21 protein-coding genes and 1 pseudogene are annotated in these 20150 nt (G+C 70.1%); 14 read left to right on the top strand and 8 right to left on the bottom strand.

What is annotated here, in order from left to right:
• From rocF to RT051_RS11460, 3 genes are all read right to left on the bottom strand, one after another.
• On the bottom strand, positions 1-775 hold a 775-nt coding region (gene rocF / locus RT051_RS11470), incomplete at its 3' end, for an arginase (protein WP_313076733.1).
• A 53-nt stretch (positions 776-828) separates the two neighbouring features.
• On the bottom strand, positions 829-1587 hold the full coding sequence (locus RT051_RS11465) for a sulfite exporter TauE/SafE family protein (RefSeq protein ID WP_313076730.1): 759 nt from the start codon (positions 1585-1587) through the stop codon (positions 829-831).
• Between the two features lie 285 nt (positions 1588-1872).
• On the bottom strand, positions 1873-3585 hold the full coding sequence (locus RT051_RS11460; protein ID WP_313076727.1) for a GMC family oxidoreductase N-terminal domain-containing protein: 1713 nt from the start codon (positions 3583-3585) through the stop codon (positions 1873-1875).
• Positions 3586-3781: 196 nt separating this feature from the next.
• Here RT051_RS11460 and RT051_RS11455 point away from each other — a divergent pair, with 196 nt between their 5' ends.
• The 8 genes from RT051_RS11455 to RT051_RS11420 all read left to right on the top strand — a co-directional run bounded on the left by RT051_RS11455 (position 3782) and on the right by RT051_RS11420 (position 9971).
• The gene (locus RT051_RS11455) at positions 3782-4918 is read left to right on the top strand and encodes an ABC transporter permease (RefSeq protein WP_313076725.1); all 1137 of its coding nucleotides are present in this window, start codon (positions 3782-3784) and stop codon (positions 4916-4918) included.
• Positions 4918-5742, top strand: a complete 825-nt coding sequence (locus RT051_RS11450; protein WP_313076722.1) for an ATP-binding cassette domain-containing protein — start codon at positions 4918-4920, stop codon at positions 5740-5742. Before RT051_RS11455 ends, RT051_RS11450 begins: the two co-directional genes overlap by 1 nt.
• Positions 5742-6710: an MlaD family protein gene (locus RT051_RS11445; protein ID WP_313076719.1), complete on the top strand. Its 969-nt coding sequence runs from the start codon at positions 5742-5744 to the stop codon at positions 6708-6710. Before RT051_RS11450 ends, RT051_RS11445 begins: the two co-directional genes overlap by 1 nt.
• A gap of 176 nt (positions 6711-6886) precedes the next feature.
• A complete protein-coding gene (locus RT051_RS11440) occupies positions 6887-7447 on the top strand; it encodes an ABC-type transport auxiliary lipoprotein family protein (protein ID WP_313076716.1) in 561 nt (186 codons plus the stop codon).
• Positions 7448-7654: 207 nt separating this feature from the next.
• Positions 7655-7870 (top strand): CsbD family protein, encoded by a 216-nt coding sequence (locus tag RT051_RS11435; protein ID WP_313076713.1) that lies wholly within the window; start codon positions 7655-7657, stop codon positions 7868-7870.
• A gap of 37 nt (positions 7871-7907) precedes the next feature.
• The gene (locus RT051_RS11430; RefSeq protein WP_313076711.1) at positions 7908-8492 is read left to right on the top strand and encodes a hypothetical protein; all 585 of its coding nucleotides are present in this window, start codon (positions 7908-7910) and stop codon (positions 8490-8492) included.
• A 191-nt stretch (positions 8493-8683) separates the two neighbouring features.
• Positions 8684-9178, top strand: a complete 495-nt coding sequence (locus RT051_RS11425; RefSeq protein ID WP_313076708.1) for a hemerythrin domain-containing protein — start codon at positions 8684-8686, stop codon at positions 9176-9178.
• Positions 9179-9284: 106 nt separating this feature from the next.
• The gene (locus tag RT051_RS11420; protein ID WP_313076705.1) at positions 9285-9971 is read left to right on the top strand and encodes a dienelactone hydrolase family protein; all 687 of its coding nucleotides are present in this window, start codon (positions 9285-9287) and stop codon (positions 9969-9971) included.
• A 66-nt stretch (positions 9972-10037) separates the two neighbouring features.
• Here RT051_RS11420 and RT051_RS11415 read toward each other — a convergent pair whose 3' ends face one another.
• The 5 genes from RT051_RS11415 to hemB all read right to left on the bottom strand — a co-directional run bounded on the left by RT051_RS11415 (position 10038) and on the right by hemB (position 15817).
• Positions 10038-11612 carry a DHA2 family efflux MFS transporter permease subunit gene (locus RT051_RS11415; protein WP_313076702.1) on the bottom strand — a complete coding sequence of 525 codons (1575 nt, stop codon included), beginning with the start codon at positions 11610-11612 and terminating at the stop codon, positions 10038-10040.
• 1 nt (position 11613) lies between these two features.
• Complete coding sequence (locus tag RT051_RS11410) at positions 11614-12876, bottom strand: efflux RND transporter periplasmic adaptor subunit (protein WP_313076699.1); 1263 nt, start codon at positions 12874-12876, stop codon at positions 11614-11616.
• Between the two features lie 107 nt (positions 12877-12983).
• The gene (locus tag RT051_RS11405) at positions 12984-13487 is read right to left on the bottom strand and encodes a MarR family transcriptional regulator (RefSeq protein WP_313076697.1); all 504 of its coding nucleotides are present in this window, start codon (positions 13485-13487) and stop codon (positions 12984-12986) included.
• A gap of 81 nt (positions 13488-13568) precedes the next feature.
• The gene (locus tag RT051_RS11400) at positions 13569-14771 is read right to left on the bottom strand and encodes a magnesium transporter CorA family protein (protein ID WP_313076694.1); all 1203 of its coding nucleotides are present in this window, start codon (positions 14769-14771) and stop codon (positions 13569-13571) included.
• 35 nt (positions 14772-14806) lie between these two features.
• The gene (gene hemB / locus RT051_RS11395) at positions 14807-15817 is read right to left on the bottom strand and encodes a porphobilinogen synthase (protein ID WP_313076692.1); all 1011 of its coding nucleotides are present in this window, start codon (positions 15815-15817) and stop codon (positions 14807-14809) included.
• A gap of 216 nt (positions 15818-16033) precedes the next feature.
• On the opposite strand from hemB, the gene RT051_RS11390 reads away from it, so the two are divergent.
• The 6 genes and pseudogenes from RT051_RS11390 to rpsL all read left to right on the top strand — a co-directional run.
• Positions 16034-16453, top strand: a complete 420-nt coding sequence (locus RT051_RS11390) for a CopD family protein (protein WP_313076689.1) — start codon at positions 16034-16036, stop codon at positions 16451-16453.
• Positions 16454-16462: 9 nt separating this feature from the next.
• Positions 16463-17560, top strand: a complete 1098-nt coding sequence (locus tag RT051_RS11385; RefSeq protein WP_313076686.1) for a VanZ family protein — start codon at positions 16463-16465, stop codon at positions 17558-17560.
• A 10-nt stretch (positions 17561-17570) separates the two neighbouring features.
• Positions 17571-17912: a (2Fe-2S) ferredoxin domain-containing protein gene (locus tag RT051_RS11380; protein WP_409520596.1), complete on the top strand. Its 342-nt coding sequence runs from the start codon at positions 17571-17573 to the stop codon at positions 17910-17912.
• 81 nt (positions 17913-17993) lie between these two features.
• Complete coding sequence (locus RT051_RS11375) at positions 17994-18656, top strand: alpha/beta fold hydrolase (RefSeq protein WP_313076681.1); 663 nt, start codon at positions 17994-17996, stop codon at positions 18654-18656.
• Positions 18657-18749: 93 nt separating this feature from the next.
• Complete coding sequence (locus tag RT051_RS11370) at positions 18750-19913, top strand: D-alanyl-D-alanine carboxypeptidase family protein (protein WP_313076679.1); 1164 nt, start codon at positions 18750-18752, stop codon at positions 19911-19913.
• 149 nt (positions 19914-20062) lie between these two features.
• Positions 20063-20150, top strand: a pseudogene (rpsL, locus tag RT051_RS11365) (30S ribosomal protein S12); the annotation flags it as partial.

The following is a 20150-nucleotide window of genomic DNA, read 5'->3' as shown; positions in this document are numbered from 1 at the left end:
CCAGCATTTCCATGCACAGCTGCGTCTCGCGGTAGGTCAGGCCGCCGCGCACGTCGGTGCCCACGCCGGGGGCGACGGAAGGGTCCATGGCATCCATGTCGAAGCTCACGTGCAGGTGGGTGTGCGCGTCCACCCCGGCCAGCGCCGCCTGCATCACTGCGCGCATGCCCAGCTCGTCGATGGTGCGCATGTCATAGACCTCGATGCCGTGCTCGGCGACGAAGCGTTTTTCCACCGCGTCGACGCTGCGCACGCCGATCAGCGCGATCTCGCCGGCCGCCAGCGCCGTGCTTCCGGCCAGCTGCGACAGGGCGTGCGGGCCGAGCCCCAGCAGGCAGGCCACGGGCATGCCGTGGATGTTGCCCGACGGCGAGGTCTCGGGCGTGTTGGCGTCGGCGTGCGCGTCGAACCACAGCACCTTCAGGCGCCGCCCCCGGGCGCGGCAGTGCGCGGCCACGGCGCTGATGGAGCCGATCGCCAGGCAGTGGTCGCCGCCCATCAGCAGCGGCAGCTGACCCTGGGCCAGCGCCGCGCCGGTAGCCTCATAGACCGTCCGGTTCCACTGCACCACCTCGTCGAGGTGGCGAAAGCCGTCCTGGGGCAGCGCCTGCGGATTGCCCGGGCCGCGCAGGTTGCCGCCGTCCTGCACGGCCAGGCCCAGGGCCTGCAGCGCGCGCGCCAGGCCGGCGATGCGCAGGGCGTCCGGGCCCATGCTGGCGCCCAGCACGCTGGCGCCGACGTCGGTGGGGGCGCCGATCAGGGTCACGGTGGTCATCGGGAAGCTCCTCGGGCAAAAATGGCAAAGCCCGCAGCTGGGGGCGAAGGGGGTCAGCGCAAGAAGGCGTCCCAGCCGGTCTTCACGATCAGCGCGCCGACCACGACGATGAAGATGCCGCGCACGAAGCCCGCGCCGTGCTTGAGCGCCAGGTGCGCGCCCAGCAGGCTGCCGACCACGTTGGCCAGCGCCAGCGGCAGGGCGAAGTGCCACCACACGTGGCCCTTGGCGGCAAACAGGATCAGCGCCGCGACGTTGGTTGCCAGGTTCAGCAGCTTGGCCGAGGCCGAGGCGTGCAGAAAATCGTAGCCCAGCACGCGCACGAACAGGAACACGAAGAAGCTGCCCGTGCCCGGGCCGAAGAAGCCGTCGTAGAAACCGATGGCCAGGCCGATGGCGCTGGCTGCCCAGACTTCGGCGCGCGCGGCCAGGCGCGGCGCATGGGTGCGGCCCAGGTCCTTTCTGGCCAGGGTGTAGAGGAGCAGCGCGACCAGCACCAGCGGCAGCAGCTTGCGCAGGAAGTCCGCCGAGATCAGCGTGACCACCCAGGCGCCCGCAAAAGCGCCGGCAAAGCCCGCCGCCGTGGCCGGCAGCATGGCCTGCCAGCGCATGGTCACGCGCCGGCTGTACTGCCAGGTGGCGATGCCGGTGCCCCAGATGGCCGCGCTCTTGTTGGTGCCCATGAGCGTGGCGGGCGCGGCGGTGGGGAAGGTGGCAAACAGGGCCGGCAGCAGGATCAGCCCGCCGCCGCCCACGATCGCGTCCACGAAACCGGCCAGCAGCGAGGCCAGCGAGACGATGATCCATTCCATGGCCGCGATTGTCGCACCGAGAGTGCTTCCCTATTGATAGCTGCAGGCCATTTCAGGACAAGGGAAAGGTGGCAAAAACGCCAGAACTTGAGACAAAATAAAAAGGCACCTGGGTGCAGGTGCCTTGAAAAAAGAGGGCGTCTCATGCGGGCGCCTTGCTCAAGCTTGGTGTTGTTGTGTTGGGGTGTTTTTGTCTCCTCGGTCCCCTCGCTTGGCGTGCCGAGGCGCGCGTCGAGTGGGGCGACTGTAACCAACCGAACGTGCCGGCGCAGCCGGGGTTTTCCCTCAGGCTGCGGTAGGGACGGCGGCGCTGGCGGGCGTCGCGCCCTCGCGCGCATCGCGGCGCAGCCACTGTGCGGCCATCTCGGCCATCATCAGCGTGGGGCTGTTGGTGTTGCCGCTGGTGATGGTGGGCATGGCGCCCGCGTCCACCACGCGCAGGCCCTCGATGCCGCGCACGCGCAGGCGCGCGTCGAGCACGGCCATCGGGTCGTCCGCCCGGCCCATGCGCGTCGTGCCCACGGGGTGGAAGATGGTGGTGGCGATGTCGCCGGCCAGGCGCGCCAGGTCCTCGTCACTCTCGTACTGCGGGCCGGGCTTGTACTCCTCGGGCGCAAAGCGCGCCAGCGCCGGCTGGGCCGCGATGCGCCGCACCACGCGCAGGCTGTCGGCGGCCACCTGCCGGTCCTCGGGCGTGGACAGGTAGTTGGGCGCAATCGCCGGCGCGTCCTCGAAGCGCGCGCTCTTGATCGTGACGCTGCCGCGGCTGGTCGGCTGCAGGTTGCACACGCTGGCGGTGAAGGCTGGAAAGGTGTGCAGCGGCTCGCCGAAGGCGTCGAGCGACAGCGGCTGCACGTGGAACTGGATGTTGGCGCGCTCCTGCGCCGGGCTGCTGCGCGTGAAGGCGCCCAGCTGCGAGGGCGCCATGCTCATGGGCCCGGTGCGCCTGAGCGCATACTCCAGCCCGATGCGCGCCTTGCCCAGCAGCGTGCTGGTCAGCTGATTGAGCGTGGGCACGCCCCGCACCTTGTAGATGGCGCGGATCTGCAGGTGGTCCTGCAGGTTGGCGCCCACCCCGGGCAGGTCGTGCACGAGCGGGATGCCGCGCGCGTGCAGCAGCTCGCCCGGGCCGATGCCCGACAGCTGCAGCAACTGGGGCGAGTTGATGGCGCCCGCACTCAGGATGACCTCGCGCGTGGCGTGCGCCATGACCATCTCGCTGCCCGTCCAGACCTGCACGCCGGTGCAGCGCTGGGTGCCATCCGCCTGGCGCTCCACCAGCAGCCGCGTAGCCTGGGCGTGCGTCCACAGCTCGAAGTTGGGCCGGCCGTAGCAGGTCGGGCGCAGGAAGGCCTTGGCCGTGTTCCAGCGCCAGCCGGCCTTCTGGTTGACCTCGAAATAGCCCACGCCCTCGTTGTCGCCGCCGTTGAAGTCGTCGGTGGCCGGGATGCCGGCCTGCTGCGCCGCCTGGGCGAAGGCGTCCAGGAGGTCCCAGCGCAGACGCTGGCGCTCCACGCGCCATTCGCCGCTGCCGCCCGTGCTCTTGCTGCCATGCAGGCGCTTGAAGTCCTCGCTGGCCGTCTCCGGCTGGTCCAGTCGCCAGTGGTCTTCGTGCCGGCGAAAGGCCTGCAGCACGTTTTGCCACGTCCAGGCGTCGTCGCCCACCTGCTCGGCCCAGCCGTCGTAGTCACGCGCCTGGCCGCGCATGTAGATCATGCCGTTGATGCTGCTGCAGCCGCCCAGCGTCTTGCCGCGCGGGTAGCGCAGGCTGCGGCCGTTCAGGCCCGGGTCGGCCTCCGTCTGGTAGAGCCAGTCGGTGCGCGGGTTGCCGATGCAATAGAGATAGCCCACCGGCACGTGGATCCAGTGGTAGTCGTCCTTGTTGCCCGCCTCCACGAGCAGCACGCGCTTGCCCCGGTCGGCGCTCAGGCGGTTGGCCAGCAGGGCGCCTGCCGTGCCGCCGCCGATGATGATGTAGTCGAAAGTGGTGTCGCTCATGGGTGCCCGTACTTTGTCGCCCGCAACGGGCGCCGGCGCCATTGTGAGCAGACGCGCGCCGCTGTCGAGAGGGAAAGCACGGCAGGCTATGTTTTAAGTAGCGGCAAGGCCCTGTCTTGCAGCACCTGGGGCCGTTATCGATGTTTTTTCCGGGCGATTGGCGGCACGCTGGTGGAATGTGCAAAACTGCCGCTCCATGCCCGGTCTGACCCCGCCCTCCATCGAGCGCGACACGAACGCCGCTGGCGCCGACATCCGTGCGCCGCTGGCGCGTGTGCGCGGCGACTGGGTGGCGGCCGCCTTTGCCGACCGGCGCGCCTGGAAGCGCCTGGAGGGCGAGCTACGCGCGGCGCCTGCCGGTTCGGCATGGGACCTGTCGGGTCTGGCGCGCCTGGACCACGTGGGCGCGCAGGTGCTGTGGGACCACTGGGGCCGGCGCTGGCCCGGGCAGCTGGCGCTGGACGACGCCCAGCGCGCCATGTTCGAGCGGGTCGCGCAATACACCACCGAGCGGCCCGCGCGCCCGCGCCTGACGCTGGCCGCACTGGTGGACCGCCTGGGCGCGCAGGTGCTGCACGCGCTGGACCACTTCAAGCACCTGGTGCAGCTGATCGGCCAGCTGCACCTGGACATGCTGCAGCTGCTGCGCCGGCCCCGGCGCGGGCCCTGGCGCGACATCTCGGGCCACCTCTACCGCATGGGCACCACGGCCCTGCCCATCACGGCGCTGGTGGGCTTTTTGATCGGCGTGGTGCTGGCCTACCTGATGAGCCTGCAGCTGCGCCAGTTCGGCGCCGAGGCCTTCATCGTCAACATCCTGGGCATCTCGCTGATCCGCGAGCTCGGGCCCATGCTGGGCGCCATCCTGGTGGCCGGGCGCTCGGGCTCGGCCATCACGGCACAGATCGGCGTGATGCGCGTGACCGAGGAGCTCGACGCCATGCGCGTCATGGGCATACCGCAGGGCTTTCGCCTGGTCATGCCGCGCGCGCTGGCGCTGGGGCTGGCCATGCCGCTGATCGCGCTGTGGACCACGCTGGCGGCGCTGGCCGGCGGCATGCTGGCTGCCGACCTGGCCATGGGCATCTCGCCGGCCTACTTCGCCCAGGCCCTGCCCAACGCCGTGGACGTGTCCAACCTGTGGCTGGCCATGGCCAAGTCCACGGTGTTCGGCGTGTTCATCGCGCTCATCGGCTGCCACTGGGGGCTGCGCGTCAAGCCCAACACCCAGAGCCTGGGCGAGGGCACGACGGCCTCGGTGGTCAGCGCCATCACCATGGTCATCATCGTGGACGCGCTGTTTGCCGTGGCGTTCAAGAACGTGGGGTTCTAGTGAACCAGCAGACACCCGTTCCCGATACTTCCCAGGCGCCGCCCGTGGTCGAGATCCGGGGCCTGGCCACCGTGTTCGGCCGCGGCAGCGAGGCCTTTGCCGTGCACGAAAACCTGGATCTGACGGTGCGCCGCGGCGAGATCCTGTCGCTGGTGGGCGGCTCGGGCACGGGCAAGACGGTGCTGCTGCGCCATATCCTGGGCCTGACGGTGCCCACGCGCGGCAGCGTCACCGTGCTGGGCCGGCCGGCGGCGCAGCTGGGCGGTGACGGCGCCAGCGCCCGCGTGGGCATGCTGTTCCAGCACGGAGCGCTGTTCTCGGCCTTCAGCGTGCTGGAGAACATCGCCTTTGCCCTGCGCGAGCTGGGCACGCTGCAGGACGGCCTGGTCACCGACGCGGCGCTGGTCAAGCTGCGCATGGTGGGCCTGGCGGCCGAGCACGCCACGCGCATGCCGGCCGACCTCTCGGGCGGCATGATCAAGCGCGTGGCGCTGGCGCGCGCACTCATCATGGACCCGCCGCTGCTGCTGCTCGACGAGCCCACGGCCGGGCTGGACCCGAACAGCTCCGACGAGTTCTGCGACCTGCTGCGCGAGCTGCACGCCGCGCTCGGGCTCACGGTGATCATGGTGACGCACGACCTCGACACCCTGTACGACCTGTCCACCCGCGTGGCGGTGCTGGCCGAGCGGCGCGTCATCGTGCAGGGCACACCCGAGGAGGTGGCGCGCTTTCCCCACCCCTTCATCGAACACTTCTTTCTCGGCGAACGCGGCCGCCGTGCCCTGGCCCGGCCAGGCGCCACCCTACCGGAGCAAGCCTGATGGAAAACAAGTCCCACGCCCTGGCCGCGGGCCTCTTCGTGCTGGTCGTCGCCGCGCTGCTGGCGGGCCTGGCGCTGTGGCTCACGCGCGACCAGACCAGCTACAAGTACTACGAACTGTCGAGCAAGGACAGCGTGAGCGGCCTGCAGTCGCAGGCGGCGGTGCGCTACAAGGGCGTCTCCGTGGGCCGGGTGACCTCCATCGGCTTCGACCGCGAGGTCAGCGGCAACGTGCTGATCCGCATCGCCGTCAACACCAGCGCGCCCATCAGCCCCACCACGTTTGCCACGCTGGGCTACCAGGGCGTCACGGGCCTGGCGCACATCCAGCTCGACGACGCGCAGCAGCCCCAGCCGGCGCCGCCGCCGGGCCCGAGCGGCCTGCCGCGCCTGCCCCTGCAGTCCTCGCCCTTCAGCCAGCTGGCCGAGCAGGGCCCGGCCATCCTGGGTCAGGTGCAGGAGGCCACGCAGCGCATCAACGAACTGCTGGCCGAGGAAAACCAGCAGCGCCTGGCGCGCGCCATCGACCAGATCGGCGACGCCGCGAGCAACGTCGGCCAGCTGGCCAAGCGCCTGGAGCAGACCGTGGACACGCGCCTGAACCCGGCGCTGGCCGTAGTGCCGCAGGTGGCGCAGGAAGCACGCCAGACCCTGGCGGCGCTGCGCCAGGCAGGCGACAACGCCGGCCGCGCCGCCGACGAGGTGGCGACTGCCGTGCAGCGCCTGAGCGCCGAGGGCGGGCCCATCGACGAGATCGCCGCGGGCTCGCGCTCGCTGGCCGGTGCGGCCGACCGCTTCGGCCGCGTCACGCTGCCGCGCCTGAACCACGCCGCCGACGAGACGGCGCGCGCCGCCCGCCGCCTGGGCCGCACGGCCTCGGGCATCAGCGACAACCCGCAGTCGCTCCTCTACGGCAGCGGCCGCGCCGCCGCCGGCCCGGGAGAGCCGGGCTTCCAGGCGCCGCGCTGAGCCTCAGGCCAGAGGCCGGCGCCGCCCCGCACCCCCCTTCCCACAGCCCGCACAGGAAAGCCATGAAGCATTTGAAAAACGTAGCAATGAATCGTTGTACATCAAAGGTTTTAACGGCTTTTTCCCTGTTTTCCGTTCTGGCCCTGGGCGGCTGTTCGGCACTGCCCCAGCCACCCGTGCGCGCCGACCTCTACGACTTCGGACCCGGCCTGTCGCAGCCCCTGCAGACGGGAGTGCAGAGCCTGCCGCCGCTGGCGCTGGCCGAAGTCGAAATGCTGGGCCAGCCCGAGGGCAGCCTGGGCCTGTTGTATCGCCTGGCCTATTCCAATGACCAGCGCCTGCTGCCCTACACCCAGGCGCGCTGGAGCCAGGCGCCGGCGGTGCTGATGCAGCAGGCGCTGCGCGCCCGGCTGGGCCAGCAGCGCGCCGTGCTGACCGGCGACGACGGCCTGGCCCTGATGAGCGGGCCCGGGCGCATGCCCACGGTGCTGCGCGTGCAGGTCGAGGAGTTCAGCCAGATCTTCAGTGCGCCACAGCAAAGCCACGGCTTGCTGCGCATGCGTGCCCTGGTGGCCGACGCCAGCGCCGCGGGCGAAACGCTGGTGGCCCAGCGCCTGTTCGTGGTGCGGCGCCCGGCCGCCACGGCCGACTCCACCGGCGGCGCGCGCGCGTTGGCCGAAGCTGCCGCGCAGGCCGCCGACGAACTGGCCGACTGGCTCGCCACGCTCGGGCGCTAAGGGCCGGGGCGGGACGGGGCCGGGCGCCCCGCCTACACGCGCGTGGGGCACCCCGCCGGCAGCGTGCGCGTTTTTTGCCGACAGGCCGCAAGCGAAGCTCTCTCTACAGTGCATCCATCGCCTCTCGCCGCATCGCCTGCACCAGCTGCAGACCGCGGCGGCAGGCGGTTCACACGACACCTTTGCAAACCACACAAGGAGAGAGCCATGAACGAAGACCGCATGAAGGGCAACTGGACGCAATTCAAGGGCAAGGTCAAGGAGCAGTGGGGCAAGCTGACCGACGACGACATGGACGTCATTGCCGGCAAGCGCGACCAGATGCTGGGCAAGCTGCAGGAGCGCCAGGGCCTGGCCAAGGAGGCCGCCGAGGAGCAGCTCAACACCTGGGAGCGCGCCAACCCCGACTTCCGCTGGGATTGAAGCAGCCCACGCAACTGCCATCCAAGGAAGACACACCATGAAGCACCTACGCAATCTGATGGCCCTGGCCGTCGCCGGCCTGCTCGCCACCTCCGGCATGGCCATGTCCAAGGACGAGCACAAGGCCGCCAAGGACCGCATCGAGGCCGACTACAAGGCCGCCAAGGCCCAGTGCGAGCCACTGCAGGGCAACGCCAAGGATGTCTGCAAGAAGGAAGCCGAGGGCAACGAGAAGGTTGCCAAGGCGCAGCTCGAAGCGCAGTACAAACCCAGCGACAAGCACACCAGCAAGGTGCACGAGGCCCGCGCCGACGCCGACTATGAAGTCGCCAAGGAAAAGTGCGAGGACCTGAAGGGCAACGACAAGGACGTGTGCAAGAAGGACGCCAAGGCCGCCCATGTGGCAGCCAAGGAGAACGCCAAGGTGGCACGCGCCCAGGCCAAGCCCGCCACGGACAACGCCAACCTGGCCAAGCAGGCCAATGTGGCTGAAACCAGGAAGGACGCCGCCGAGGCCACCCGCGAGGCCGAGTACAAGGCTGCCAAGGAACGCTGCGACAGCATGAGCGGCGACGCCAAGGACAAGTGCGTGGCCGACGCCAAGCGCACCCACGCGCAGTAACGCCGCGGCCTTTGGGCCCACGCGAACCCCGCCCCGACCCGGCGGGGTTTTTTTGCGCCTGGTAGCGCCCCGACAGCGCCGCCCGACAACATGACATGGGTCAAGGCAGGCGGCGCAGGCCCCTCCTACAGTCGTGCCTTTGTGAATGAACGGGCGGCTGCGCGCCGCCCCAGCCCAAGGAGAAAACGACGATGGCCGCATTGCAATGGTCCGAGGACCTGGCCCTCGACCTGCCCCAGATGGACGGCACGCACCAGGAGTTCGTGCAGCTGCTGCAGGCCGTCGAGGAGGCCCCCGACGCCGACCTGCCCACCGCCTGGCAGGCCTTGGTCGAGCACACCAGCGAGCACTTCGCCCAGGAGGACCGCTGGATGCAAGCCACGCAGTTCGCCTCCGGCAACTGCCACAGCCTGCAGCACAAGGTGGTCCTGAAGGTGATGCGCGAGGGCGGCGAGCAGGGCGACCTGCGCGTGCTGCGCGCCATGGCCGGAGAGCTGGCGACCTGGTTCCCGCAGCACACCGACAGTATGGACGCGGCCCTGGCGGCGCACCTCAGGCGCGTCGGCTTCGACCCGGCCACCGGCGTGGTGCACCAGCCCGCCGCGCTGCCGGCCGAGCCCATCCAGGGCTGCGGCGGCGCCTGCTCCTCGGGCGAGGAGGCGCTGGCCGAGGCCGAGGCGGCCTGAGCCGACCCGCGCTCCGGCCTCGCTGCCCTGACGAAGAACGCTGACGCACGCCGTGCGCGCCGGCCCGCCACAATGGGCCGGCAATTTGCGCAGGAGGGCAACTCTCATGGGTCAGTGGATCGATATCGTCGCCGGCGACGGCTTTTCCGTGCCGGCCTGGCACGCCAGCCCCGAGGGCACGCCGCGCGGCGCGGTGGTGCTGCTGCAGGAGATTTTCGGCGTCAACAGCCACATCCGCGACGTGGCCGGCCGCCTGGCCGCGCGTGGCTGGCTGGCGCTGGCGCCGTCCACCTTCGCACGGGTGGAAAAGGGCGTTGAACTCGGCTATGGCGACGCCGACATGCAGCGCGGCAAGCAGCTCAAGGCCGCCGTGGAGGCCCTGCCCGCACCGGGCGTGCTGGCCGACATCCAGGCGGCCATCGACCACGCCGCCCGGGACGGCGGCGCGCGCGTGGCGGTCATGGGCTTTTGCTATGGCGGCCTGCTCGCCTGGCGCGCCGCCTGCGAACTACAGGGCCTGTCAGCCGCCGTGCCCTACTACGGCGGCGGCATGACCACCAAAGCCGAAATGGCGCGCACGCCGCGCGTGCCGGTGCTGGCGCACTTCGGCCGGCGCGACCCCTTCATCCCGGTCAAGAGCGTGCAGGAGTTCGCCGCCGCGCACCCGGACGCCGAGGTGCATCTGTACGACGCCGACCACGGTTTCCACTGCGACCAGCGCGGCAGTTATGACGCCGCTGCCGCGCAGCTGGCCTGGACGCGGACGCTGGAGTTTCTGGAGCGGCATCTGTGAAAACCGGCTTCCGGCGTGGCTGGTGAAGGCGATGCAGCTCTCCTTTTTGAACCGGCCGGCCGCCCCTCAATGCGCCCCGGCCGCCGCATCCGACGCGCCGGCCGCGCCCGCGCGCGGCGGGTGTGCCAGCCAGACCAGCGGGATCAGCAGCATGAACAGCACGGCCGAGGCGTAGAAGATGTCGTTGGCCGCCAGCATGAAGGCCTGCTGCGTGGTCATGCGCTCCATCTGCGTCAGCGCCTGGGCATCGCTCATGCCGGCCGCGCGCAGCAGGCCAGAAGCCTGGTCGAAGCCGGGGCTGCCCGGGTGCAGGCCCTCGACCAGCTGCGCATGGTGCAGCGTGGCGCGCCGCTCCCACAGCGTGGTCGTGACCGAGGTGCCGATGGCGCCGGCCGTGATGCGCATGAAGTTCGACAGCCCCGAGGCGGCCGGGATGCGCGCCGGCTCGATCTCCGACAGCGTGATGGTCACCAGCGGGATGAAGAAGAACGCCATCGAGATGCCCTGAATGATGGTCGGCACCATGATGGTGGCGAAGTCCGCCTGGGTGGAAAAGCGCGAGCGCATCCACAGCACGATGGCGAACACCACGAAGGCGAAGGTGGCGTAGCGGCGCGGGTCCACCCGGCCGATGGTCTTGCCGACGATGGGCGACAGCACCAGCGCCAGCAGGCCCACCGGCGCCATGATGTCGCCGGCCTGCGTGGCGGTGTAGCCCATGTACTGCTGCAGCCACAGCGGCAGCAGCACCACGTTGCCGAAGAACAGGCCGTAGCCCACCGACGTGGCCAGCGCGCCGGCCCAGAAGTTGCGGTTCTTGAACAGCGTCAGGTCCACCACCGGGTGCTCCTCGCCGCGCTCCCAGATCAGGAAGGCCAGGAAGCCCACCACCGCCACCAGGGCGCAGGAGACCACCAGCGGCGAGGCGAACCAGTCGTGCTCCTTGCCGATGTCCAGCACCAGCTGCATGGCGCCCACCCAGATGACCAGCAGCGCCAGGCCGATGGAGTCGATCGGCAGCGCACGCCGCTCGCTTTCGCGCCCGCGAAAAATGGCCCAGGTGACGAACACCGCCCAGATGCCCACCGGCACGTTGATGTAGAAGATCCACGGCCAGCTCATGTTGTCGGTGATCCAGCCACCCAGGAGCGGTCCCATCACCGGCGCGATCAGCGTCGTCATGGACCAAAGCGCCATGGCCAGGCCCGCCAGCGCGCGCGGGTAGCTCGACAGCAGGAGCGCCTGCGACAGCGGAATCATCGGCCCGGCCACGAAGCCCTGCAGCGCCCGGGCGGCGATCAAGAGCGGCATGTTGGGCGCCAGCCCGCACAGGAGCGAGGCGATGACGAACAGCGCCACGCTGGCCACGAACAGCCGCACCTGGCCAAAGCGCTGCGACAGCCAGCCGGTGAGCGGCACGGCAATCGCGTTGGCCACGGCGAAGCTGGTGATGACCCAGGTGCCCTGCGTGGGGCTGACGCCCAGGTCGCCGGCAATCGCCGGCAGCGAGACGTTGGCGATCGACGTGTCCAGCACGTTCATGAAGGTCGCCGCCGACAGCGCCAGCGTGCCCCAGGCGCGGGCGCTGCCGGTCAGCGGCTGCACCGGCGCCATCGGCGCCGGGTGGTGGGGCGCGGCCATCTCAGGACTTGGCCAGGTTGGCTTCGACGATGCGCGACACCTCGGCCTCGGCGCCGTCCTCCAGCTGCTCGAACACACGCGTGCTGGCCAGCGGCTCGCGGCGCGGCGCCTCGGCCAGCGACGGGCCATCCTGCTGGCGCGTATTCACCTCGACGTTCATCGACAGGCCCACGCGCAGCGGGTGCTCGGCCACCTGGGCGGCATCCAGCGCGATGCGCACCGGCACGCGCTGCACCACCTTGATCCAGTTGCCAGTGGCGTTCTGCGCCGGCAGCAGGGCAAAGGCCGCGCCCGTGCCCACGCCCATGCCGGCGACGGTGCCGCGGTACTGCACTTTCTTGCCATACAGGTCGGCGGTGAGGGTGGCCGCCTGGCCCAGGCGCAGATTGCGCAGCTGGTTTTCCTTGAAGTTGGCGTCCACCCAGACCTCCTTGAGCGGAACGATGGCCATCAGCGGGCTGCCGGCGGCCACGCGCTGGCCCAGCTGCACGCTGCGCCGCGCCACGTAGCCGTCGACGGGGGCCAGCAACTGCGTGCGCCGGCTGGCCAGCCAGGCCTCGCGCAGCTTGCCCGCAGCGGCCAGGACGCTGGGGTGCTGCTGCACCTCGACCCCCTGCGTCAGCGAACGGTTGCTGGTCAGCTGCTCGCGTGCGGCGGCCACGCCCGCCTGCGCGGCGCCCAGGGCGGCCTGCGCGGCGGCCAGCTGGGTGCGCGCGGCCGTGAGCTGCGTCTGCGCGTGCTGCATCTCTTCCTGCGAGACGGCGCCGGCGCTGGCCAGCTGCTGGCGCCGGCGCGCGTCGTCCTGCGCGCGGGCGACCTCGGCTTGGGCGCGATCGATGTCGGCCTGGGCGCGCGTGGCGTCGGCCTGGCGCAGGCGGACCTGGGCGGCCAGCGTCTCGTTATTGGCGTACAGCGTGCGCGCCTGGCGCACGGCCTGGGCGAGCTGCGCTTCAGCCTGCGACAGGGCGACGCGCGCGTCGGCCGGATCCAGCTGCACCAGGGTGCTGCCGGCGCGCACGAAGTCGGTGTCGTCGGCGGCGATGGCCATCACCGTGCCGCCGGTCTGCGGCGTGATCTGCACGATGTTGCCTTGCACATAGGCGTTGTCGGTGTGTTCGTAGTGGCTGGCCACCAGCCAGTCGTACAGGCCGAAGGCGACGGCGCCCACGCCGACCACGGAGGCCAGCAGCACCAGGGCGCGCTTGCGGCGGGCCTTGGCCTGCAGGGGCGAAGTCGGGGAGGCGGTCGGTTGGGGTGCGTTCATGGCGGGAGGGCAGAGAGGGCGGGGCAGGGCGGCCAGCGGACATGCACGCGGTCGCGCAGTACGAAAAATGTAGCTACATCTCCTTGCAGGACAAGGGACGCAGCCGTTTATGCTTGTTTTTTCGTGGACGCGGGCGGTGGTTTGGCCAGGGCCTGCAGGTTGGTCTCCAGCCGGTCCAGGTGGCCCCGCAGGGCCTCCTGCTCGGCTTCGTCAAAGCCTGCGAGCAGTTGCTCCTGCACGCCGCCGAGCACCGCCGGCAGCTGCCCGGCGATGGCGCGTCCGGCATCCGTCAGGGCCACCTGCACCACGCGTCGGTCGTGCGGGGCGCGCTCGCGCCGCACCAGGCCCTTGGCCTCCAGCCGGTCGAGCAGCCGCGTCATGCCGCCGCTGTCGATGTGGCACTCGCGTGCCAGGGTGGTGGCACTGACGTGCTCGTGCAGCCACAGGCGCATGAGGGGTTTCCACTGCGCATCGGTCAGGCCCAGCGGCCCCATGCGATCTTCGATGGCCGCTGCCAGCTGCGTGACGATGCGCCGCAGCTGCAGGCCGAGGCTGCGCTCGGGCGCGTAGGCAGCCGGCGCGGCTGCGCCGGAAGGCAGGAGTTCGGACATGGCGCGCCACGATAATTGACGCGTCAATTGTTGTCAAAGCAAATGTCTCGCGGCGGCGCTCGCTGTCCGCCGCGCTCGCCGTCAGTCGCGCCCGGTGCGCGCCAGGTAGCGCTTGCGCCAGAAGAAGCCGGTCAGGCCGGCAGCGATCAGCAGCATCGCCACCATCGCCCCCCAGAAGCCGTTGGGCATGTCCACGAAGGGCAGGAACTCGAAGTTCATGCCGAAGATGCCGGCGATCAGGTTCAGCGGCAGGAACACGGCGGTGAGCACCGTGAGCACGCGCATGATTTCGTTGGTGCGGTTGTTCTGCACCGAGAAATGCATCTGCACCGCTGCCTCGGTGCTCTGCTCCAGCCGGCGCACGTGGTGCGCCACGCGCGCGATGTGTTCGAGCACATCGCGCCCACGCACCTTGAGCAGCTCCAGCTCGCGCTGCGCCATCAGGTTGTCGGCCGAGGCGCTGCCCACGTCCAGTGCCGCGTTCCAGGCCTGCATGGCCGAGCGCTGGTCCTCGCAGATCTCGTTGAGATGGTGCAGCGCCAGGCGCGCCATCATCAGTGCCTGCCAGTGGTTGAAGCGCCCGCGCGGGTTGAGCAGGGCCAGCTGCCAGTGGTCGAGCTGGCGCGACAGGTCGCGGCGCAGGTCCAGGTAGTTGTCCACGATGTGGTTGACCACGCGCAGCATCAGGTCGGCCGGGCTGCCGGGCAGACGCACTCCGGCCACCGGCGCGCTGGTCTGCAGCTGGCAGACCAGGGCTTCGGCCTCGGCCGGGGCGGCGTCCTCCCCGGCGCCGGGCGGCCGGGGCGCCACGGGGGCGGGCGCCATCAGACGCCCGGCGTAGCTGTCGCGCACGGTGCAGTCGGGCGGATGCACGGTCAGCAGCAACGCATCGAACACCACCAGGGCCACGGGGCTGGTGTCGATGCGGCGCAGCACCGGCGGGCCGCCGCGCGCGGCGCGGGGCAGGGGCACCTCGGCCGTGCTGTCGGTGGCGGCCAGCTGGCGCATGACCAGCAGGTCGTACTGCGAGGTGTAGTCGTAGTGCGAGGGCAGCTGGGTGCTGAGCAGGTCGGTGACGTGCAGGTCCACCAGCTGCAGCCCGGTGACGGCCTGCAGCATGGACTGGATGGGCTCCAGCCGCTCCTGCAGCACCGCGCGGGTGCAGGCCACCCAGTAGTAGCCCACGGGCGGGGGCTGATCGGGCAGATCCGGCAGTTCGGCTACGGGGGCGCCCGGCTGCAGGTGGAAGATGCGGATCGGCGGGGGTGCGTATTCGGCTGACAAAGGGTCCTCCAGCGCATGCTGGAGGCGGGGCGTTGCTATTGTTTTTGCAGCAGACGGGCGGCTTCCAGGGCGAAATAGGTCAGCACGCCGTCCGCACCCGCGCGCTTGAAGGCCAGCAGCGATTCCATCATGACCTTGTCGTGGTCCAGCCATCCGTTGGACGAAGCCGCTTTCAGCATGGCGTATTCGCCCGACACCTGGTAGGCGAAAGTCGGCACCTTGAACTCGTCCTTGACGCGGCGCAGCACGTCGAGGTAAGGCATGCCAGGCTTGACCATGACCATGTCCGCGCCTTCGGCCAGGTCGAGCGCCACCTCGCGCAGCGCCTCGTCGGTGTTGGCCGGGTCCATCTGGTAGACGTTCTTGTTGCTGGCGCCCAGGTTGGCGGCCGAGCCCACGGCGTCGCGAAACGGCCCGTAGAAGGCACTGGCGTACTTGGCGCTGTAGGCCATGAGGCGGGTGTGCACGTGGCCGTGCGACTCCAGCGCATCGCGGATGGCGCCAATGCGCCCGTCCATCATGTCGCTGGGCGCGACCATGTCCACGCCGGCCTCGGCGTGCGCCAGGGCCTGGCCGACCAGTAGCTCCACCGTCTCGTCGTTCAGGATGTAGCCGCTCTCGTCGATCAGGCCGTCCTGGCCGTGGCTGGTGTAGGGGTCCAGCGCCACGTCGGTCATGACGCCCAGGTCGGGGAAGGCCTTTTTCAGCGCGCGGATGGTGCGCGGAATCAGGCCGTCCGGGTTGAGCGATTCCTTGCCGTCGGGCGTCTTCAGGGCGCCATCCATGGAAGGAAACAGCGCCAGGTAGGGAATGCCCAGGCGCAGGCACTCCTCGGCCACCGGCAGCAGCAGGTCCAGGCTCAGGCGGTCCACCCCAGGCATGGAGGCGACCGGCGTGCGCCGTTGCTCGCCTTCGTGCACGAACACGGGGTAGATGAAATCGTGCGGCGACAGGCTGTGCTCGCGCACCAGGTTGCGGGTGAAGGCGTCGCGGCGCAGGCGGCGCGGGCGCTGGCTCGGGAAGGGGGTAGGGCTGGACAGATGCATGCCGGGCATTGTGCCGCCAGCGCCTGTTTGCACCGCTGCCGGCGCGTGTCGCAGGGCGCCTTGCACGGCCTGCCCGGCGGTGCTAGATTGCCCCCGGGCGGCTTTCCCGTCCCCCGCTTTACCTCCCTGAGCGGGGCTCCGCGGCATTGAGCGGCGGGGCTTTTCCGCCCGGCTGCGCCGGGCTTCTTTTTTGGCGCCCTGCGCCCGGTTCGCTCCATGCTGTGGATCAAAGCCTTTCACATCGTCTTCATCGCCAGCTGGTTCGCCGGCCTGTTCTACCTGCCGCGCATCTTCGTCAACCTGGCCATGGTCGAGCCCGGCTCCATCGCCGAGCGCCAGCGCCTGCTGCTGATGGCGCGCAAGCTGCTGCGCTTCACCACCCTGCTGGCCGTGCCGGCCATTGGCCTGGGGTTGTGGCTGTGGCTGGGCTGGTGGCGCGGCGCGGGCGGCTGGCTGCACGCCAAGCTGGCGCTGGTGCTGCTCATCGTGGGCTACCACCACGCCTGTGCGGTGCTGCTCAGGCGGCTCGAGACGGGCGCCAGCCGGCGCAGCCACGTCTGGTTCCGCTGGTTCAACGAGGTGCCGGTGCTGCTTCTGGTGGCGGTGGTGGTGCTGGTGGTGGTCAAGCCGTTCTGACGCGTCCCCATGCACAAGACGGTCGCCTGGCCCCTGGCGCTGATCTATGCGGCGCTGATCGTCTTTGCCAGCCTGTTCCCGTTCGAGGGCTGGCGCGCGCAGGGCATCTCGCCCTGGGTGTTCCTCACGGCGCGCATTCCGCCGCCGTACTGGACCTGGTTCGACGTCACCATCAACGTGACGGGCTACGCGCCGCTGGGCTTCTTGCTGGCGCTGGGCGGCCTGCGCTCGGGCCTGCCGCGTGCAGCCGTGCCGCTGGCGGCGCTGGCCGGGGCGCTGCTGTCGCTGGCCATGGAGTACCTGCAGATCTTCCTGCCGCGGCGTGTGCCCTCCAATCTGGACCTGCTGCTCAATGCCGCCGGCGCCCTGCTCGGTGCCCTGGTGGCGGCGCTGCTCGAGCGCCTGGGCGCCATCGCGCGCTGGAGCCGCTTTCGCGAGCGCTGGTTCGTGCCCCACTCGCGTGGGGCGCTGGCGCTGCTGGCGCTGTGGCCCTGGGCGCTGCTGTTTCCCGCGTCGCTGCCTTTCGGCCTGGGCCAGATGTGGCAGCGGCTCGAGGACGCCCTGGCCGAGCTGCTGGAGGGCACGCCCTTCCTGGAGTGGCTGCCCGAGCGCGAGGCGCCGCTGGAGTCCCTGTCGCCCGGCGGCGAGTTCCTCGTCGTGGGGCTGGGGCTGCTCGCCCCCTGCCTGCTGGGCTTTGGCGTGATGCGCCACCCCGGCCGCCGCGCCGCCTTCGCCCTAGCCACCGCGATCATCGGCGTGGCCGTGACGGCGCTGTCGGCCTCGCTCAGCTGGGGGCCGGCCCACGCCTGGGAATGGCTCACGCCAGCGACCCGCGCCGGCGTGGCACTGGGGGTCGTGCTGGCGCTGGCGCTGGTGGCGCTGCCCCGGCGGGCCTGCGCGGCGCTGTTGCTGCTGGCGCTGATGCTGCACCTGAACCTGCTCAACGACGCGCCCACCGGCGCCTATTTCGCGCAGACGCTGGCCGCCTGGGAGCAGGGGCGCTTCATCCGCTTCTACGGCCTGGGCCAGTGGCTGGGCTGGCTCTGGCCTTATGTGGCCCTGGTGTATGTGCTGGCTCAGGTGTCGCGCCGCGAGGCCCAATCCTAGAATGCCCCGCATGACCGCTCCCAACCCTCCCTACTTCCAGCGCCACATCTTCTTTTGCCTCAACGAGCGCGCGGCGCCCGAGGCCTGCTGCGCCTGCCACGGCGCACAGCAGGCGTTCGAGCACTGCAAGAAGCGCGTCAAGTCCCTGGGGCTGGCCGGGCCGGGCAAGGTGCGCGTGAACAAGGCCGGGTGCCTGGACCGCTGCCAGGGCGCGCCCGTGGCCGTGGTCTATCCCGAAGGAGTCTGGTACAGCTATGTGGACCACGAGGACATCGACGAGATCGTCGAGTCGCACCTGAAGAACGGGCAGATCGTCGAGCGTCTGTTGCTGCCGCCGGACGTGGGCCGCTGAAGCCCGGTCAAAGTATTGACACTTTTGCCCTCAAGCCCTTGCGGTTGAATGATTGATTGCTATATTTTTTGAAAGCCTGACATGAACGCCCAGACCGAACGCCTGAGCTGCACCGGCCCCGCGGGCGCCATCGAGGTGCTGCGCGACCGGCCGGCGCCGGGCGCAGCGGTGCGCGGCGTGGCGGTGATTGCGCACCCGCACCCGCTGTACCAGGGCACCATGGACAACAAGGTCGTGCAGACCCTGGCGCGCGCCTTCGTCGCCTGCGGGTTCGAGGCCGTGCGTTTCAACTTCCGCGGCGTGGGCGCCAGCGCCGGCGCGTACGACGAAGGCCGGGGCGAGCTCGAGGACATGCTGGCCGTGGTGCGGCAGGCCGCGCCCACAGGCCCCCTCGCGCTGGCGGGGTTTTCCTTCGGCGCTTTCGTTGCCAGCCACGCGCTGGCACGGCTGTGGAGCGAGCGGCGCGTCGAGCGCGCCATCCTGGTGGGCACGGCCGCCAGCCGCTTCGTGGTGGCCGAGGTGCCGCCCGAGGCGCACCAGGCCACCCTGGTGCTGCACGGCGAGCACGACGACACCGTGCCGCTGGAGAGCGTCATGGACTGGGCGCGGCCCCAGCAACTCCCGGTTACGGTTGTGCCGGGAGGCAGCCATTTCTTTCACGGACAATTGCCCCTGCTGAAGAGCATCGCCATGCGCCACCTGCGGCCCGGCGATGACGCGGTCCCGGAGCAGGACGCTCCCTGACCACCCGCCCGCCTGCCCGGCCGCAGCCAGGTCCGCCTGGAGCCGCGCCCCGGGTTCTTGTTTTTTCGCGAATCCCCCCTCTTGTTTCCGACCATGTCCTTTGCTCTGCCGCTGCTGCGCCGCCTCGTTCTGCCCCTGCTGCTTGCCCCCACCCTGCTGTGGGCGCAGCTGCCCCAGCCGCCGGAGATCGCCGCGCGCAACTACCTGCTGGTGGATGTGACGGCCGGCCAGACGCTGGCGGCCAAGGACATCGACGCACCGGTGGAGCAGGCGTCGCTGACCAAGCTCATGACGGGCTACCTGGTGTTCGATGCGCTGCGTGCCAGGAAGATCGCGCTGGAGCAGAAGCTGCCGGTGAGCGAGCGCGCCTGGAAGATGCCCGGCTCGCGCATGTTCATCGACCCGAAAATGCAGGTGCCGGTCGATGACCTGCTCAAGGGCATGATCGTGCAGTCGGGCAACGACGCCACGGTGGCCCTGGCCGAGGGCGTGGGCGGCACGGTGGAGAACTTCGTGCGCCTGATGAACGAGCAGGCCAAGGCCTTTGGCATGAACGGCACGCAGTACAAGAACCCGGAAGGGCTGACCGAAGCCGGCCACACCACCACGGCGCGCGACCTGGCCACGCTGTCCACGCGGCTGATGCTGGACTTCCCCGAGTACATGCACTACTACTCGACCAAGCAGTACCGCTATGAGGGCACGCCGGCGTCCAACAGCAACAACCGCAATACGCTCCTGTTTCGCGACCCCACGGTGGATGGCCTGAAGACCGGCCACACCCAGGCGGCGGGCTACTGCCTGGTGGCCACGTCCAAACGCGACTTCCCGCAGGTTGGCCAGCGGCGCCTCCTGTCCATCGTGCTGGGCGCGGCCAGCGAGAACGCCCGCGCCAACGAAAGCCAGAAGCTGCTCAACTGGGGCTACACGGCGTTCGACGCCGTCAAGCTGTTCGACGCCGGCCAGGCCGCGGCCACGCCGGCCGTCTGGAAGGGCGCGCAGAACACCCTCAAGATCGGCCGGCCCGAGGCCATCGTTGTCACCGTGCCCTCGGGCAGCGGCGGCAAGCTGACCACCGAGGTGGTGCGTCAGGACCCGCTGATCGCCCCCTTCGCCAAGGGCCAGCCCGTCGGCACCCTGAAGGTGAGCCTGGAGGGCCAGAGCGTCGCTGAGGTGCCGCTGGTGGCTCTGGAGGACGTGGGTCAGGCAGGTATTTTTGGCCGTGCCTGGGACGCCATCCGCCTCTGGATCAAGTAACGGGCCGGCCGCGGCAGGCACCCTGCCGCCTCTTGCCTTGTGGGCTTGGGCATAAAACGCTACACTTGCGGGCTTTTCGGAAATTTCCGAAGGGCTTCACGTTTTCGCAAATTTCTCGTTTGTTTCACGTTTAGGGACGAATCACAGCAATGCCAACCATCAACCAACTCGTGCGCCATGGGCGCACGGTCGAAGTGGTGAAATCCAAGAGCCCGGCCATGGAGAACTGCCCCCAGC

The sequence above is a fragment of the Melaminivora sp. genome (assembly GCF_032059615.1).
In the GTDB taxonomy this organism is placed as follows: domain Bacteria; phylum Pseudomonadota; class Gammaproteobacteria; order Burkholderiales; family Burkholderiaceae_C; genus Melaminivora.
The sequence above is the reverse complement of the archived record's forward strand: the minus strand, read 5'-3'. Positions and strand labels throughout refer to the sequence as shown.

Coding starts and splice junctions, on each gene's coding strand:
- RT051_RS11465 (WP_313076730.1), bottom strand. CDS start 1,587: ATGGAATGGATCATCGTCTCGCTGGCCTCGCTGCTGGCCGGTTTCGTG.
- RT051_RS11460 (WP_313076727.1), bottom strand. CDS start 3,585: ATGAGCGACACCACTTTCGACTACATCATCATCGGCGGCGGCACGGCA.
- RT051_RS11455 (WP_313076725.1), top strand. CDS start 3,782: ATGCCCGGTCTGACCCCGCCCTCCATCGAGCGCGACACGAACGCCGCT.
- RT051_RS11445 (WP_313076719.1), top strand. CDS start 5,742: ATGGAAAACAAGTCCCACGCCCTGGCCGCGGGCCTCTTCGTGCTGGTC.
- RT051_RS11435 (WP_313076713.1), top strand. CDS start 7,655: ATGAACGAAGACCGCATGAAGGGCAACTGGACGCAATTCAAGGGCAAG.
- RT051_RS11430 (WP_313076711.1), top strand. CDS start 7,908: ATGAAGCACCTACGCAATCTGATGGCCCTGGCCGTCGCCGGCCTGCTC.
- RT051_RS11425 (WP_313076708.1), top strand. CDS start 8,684: ATGGCCGCATTGCAATGGTCCGAGGACCTGGCCCTCGACCTGCCCCAG.
- RT051_RS11420 (WP_313076705.1), top strand. CDS start 9,285: ATGGGTCAGTGGATCGATATCGTCGCCGGCGACGGCTTTTCCGTGCCG.
- RT051_RS11415 (WP_313076702.1), bottom strand. CDS start 11,612: ATGGCCGCGCCCCACCACCCGGCGCCGATGGCGCCGGTGCAGCCGCTG.
- RT051_RS11410 (WP_313076699.1), bottom strand. CDS start 12,876: ATGAACGCACCCCAACCGACCGCCTCCCCGACTTCGCCCCTGCAGGCC.
- RT051_RS11405 (WP_313076697.1), bottom strand. CDS start 13,487: ATGTCCGAACTCCTGCCTTCCGGCGCAGCCGCGCCGGCTGCCTACGCG.
- hemB (WP_313076692.1), bottom strand. CDS start 15,817: ATGCATCTGTCCAGCCCTACCCCCTTCCCGAGCCAGCGCCCGCGCCGC.
- RT051_RS11390 (WP_313076689.1), top strand. CDS start 16,034: ATGCTGTGGATCAAAGCCTTTCACATCGTCTTCATCGCCAGCTGGTTC.
- RT051_RS11385 (WP_313076686.1), top strand. CDS start 16,463: ATGCACAAGACGGTCGCCTGGCCCCTGGCGCTGATCTATGCGGCGCTG.
- RT051_RS11380 (WP_409520596.1), top strand. CDS start 17,571: ATGACCGCTCCCAACCCTCCCTACTTCCAGCGCCACATCTTCTTTTGC.
- RT051_RS11375 (WP_313076681.1), top strand. CDS start 17,994: ATGAACGCCCAGACCGAACGCCTGAGCTGCACCGGCCCCGCGGGCGCC.
- RT051_RS11370 (WP_313076679.1), top strand. CDS start 18,750: ATGTCCTTTGCTCTGCCGCTGCTGCGCCGCCTCGTTCTGCCCCTGCTG.